The organism is Gorillibacterium massiliense, assembly GCF_000455485.1.
Classification (GTDB): domain Bacteria; phylum Bacillota; class Bacilli; order Paenibacillales; family NBRC-103111; genus Gorillibacterium; species Gorillibacterium massiliense.
In genome coordinates this window covers 1-1903 of record NZ_CBQR020000065.1, presented here as the reverse complement: position 1 = coordinate 1903, position 1903 = coordinate 1, and the positions used below count along the sequence as shown (strand labels likewise).

The following is a 1903-nucleotide window of genomic DNA, read 5'->3' as shown; positions in this document are numbered from 1 at the left end:
AAGCAAAGGCCGCCGAGACCGGCGGCGGTCAGCAGCCAGCCGGCGGGCCAAGCCCGGCCCGGGCTGTTGGCTGCGCCGTCCGCGGATGCGGCTTCCGCCGCCCAGTCGCGGACCAGCGCCGGCTGCCGCTGCAGCGCGGCCAGCGCCAAGCCGATGGCGACGGCGCGCACTGTCTCCGCCGATGTATCGAGGCCGGTGGACAACTGCAGGAACAGCAGTAAGAACAACACACCGGCGGGAAGCCAGATGATCCTGCGACTCGCCCGCACAAGCCCGTGCAGAACGGAACTTAGCATCAGCCAGCCGAATAGAAAAAACATCGTGCGGTTGTGAAAGCTTATTCCCTCATAATCGCCTCTACGCAGGGAAAACAAATCCTTAAAACAAACATCGAGATAAGAACCGATCCACGACAACGAGGCAAAAGACTCCGGATAGAACAGCAATCCGATAGCGGCAACCATAGCCGCAACCTTCATCATGGTGCGGAGCACGATACCACCCGGAAGCAGATCGATCAGCAAGAAGCTGCCCAGCGCGGCATAAAATATCGCCGATTCCATCACGGAATCGATGAGTGAAAGCCGTAGCACCGACTCCAAGCACTCGCGCAGCAGCAGAAACAATAGACTGGCTGCGGCGAGGCGTTGAATTCCCGTTAGGGATGAGGTCTCCTCTCCCGCTGCCAAGCTTAACGCTTGTCTCATGATGCACCGCCCCCAATCCCTGAGGCGGCAGGCACCGCTACAGCAGCAAAGCTGCAGCCTGCCGCTGCAAAGCGGCTGTTCCAGCCCGCCTGCGTCGGCTGCGCCGTTGCCTCACCGCCGCCTGCTCCCGTGCCGGCCGGTGCCGGGCAGACGACGCTCACGCGTCTGCCGCCACGAGCCAGCGCCGCGCAGGTCGCGACCAGCTCAGCATCGGGCTCCGCCACGACGCAGAGCACCGCCGCTCCTGGCGGCAGCGCGAAGGCATCGTGGCGGATGAGCGCCGCCAGCCCGCCGGGCTCGCCGCCCGGCTGCAGGCCGGCAAGGGCGGCGAAGGCCGCCGGCAGATCAGCCGCCCCAAGAGTGGGCGGCATTACCGTCGTCCGGCCGCTGCCGGCAAAGGCAAAACCCGTCCGGGCGCCGCTCTCCGCCGCCCGCTGCAAAAGCCCCGCCGCCACCGCTACGGCTGGCTCAAAAGCCGCTTCCTCGCTCCAGCCGGAACCGTCGAGAAAGACCATCGCCCAACCCGCCGTTTCGGCTTCCATCTCCCGCACCATCAAATGACCGGCTTTAGCCGTTGCCCTCCAATGCACGTAGCGGAGAGGGTCAGCCGGCCGGTAATCGCGGACATCCGCCGATGGCTGAGCATATAGCGCCAATGGATTCCGGACATCTTGTCCGCCCCCGAACCCGGCGATGTCGGCAGATCTCCCGGGCGCGAAAGGTTTCGGGTAAACGGTCAACGAACCTGCCGTCCCTACAGTCTTCGACAGGCTGAATAAACCGAATACATCTCCCGTCGTCACTTCCACCCGATGCTTGTCGTAGATTCCCCGGGAAATATCGGGAATCTCGTAGCGATATCCCGTTTCCCTGCCCCATTGAGAAAAAATCAATCGGCTCCCCCCGGAAACGACTCGCCCAGAGGATTCGGTCCAAATATCCCGGACAGTCATCCACGACAGAGGCCAAATCTTTCGAAATTGTATCTTCACTTGCACAAAGATCGAGTCACCCGCTGTCGCCGTCTCTGCCTGCAACATGACTTCCCCGCTCAAACCGCGAAGCGCCAAATAAGGGCCTAATAATGATCCAATCAGGAGCAGCCCCAAACTGCCGCACAGAAACCATGGAACAAAGCCGCCTTGCAAAAGACCGGCTGCCAAAGCTCCCAACCACAATATAGCAAGAAGAACAAA

2 protein-coding genes are annotated in these 1903 nt (G+C 61.9%); both read right to left on the bottom strand.

Annotation, left to right across the window (positions count from 1 at the left end; genetic code table 11):
* Window positions 1-707, bottom strand: a 707-nt coding sequence (locus tag TJ79_RS07455; protein WP_040949671.1) for a hypothetical protein, incomplete at its 3' end; no start/stop codon positions are given.
* A partial coding sequence (locus TJ79_RS07450) for a DUF58 domain-containing protein (protein ID WP_040949670.1) occupies window positions 704-1903 on the bottom strand: 1200 nt, incomplete at its 5' end. The genes TJ79_RS07455 and TJ79_RS07450, both read right to left, overlap by 4 nt.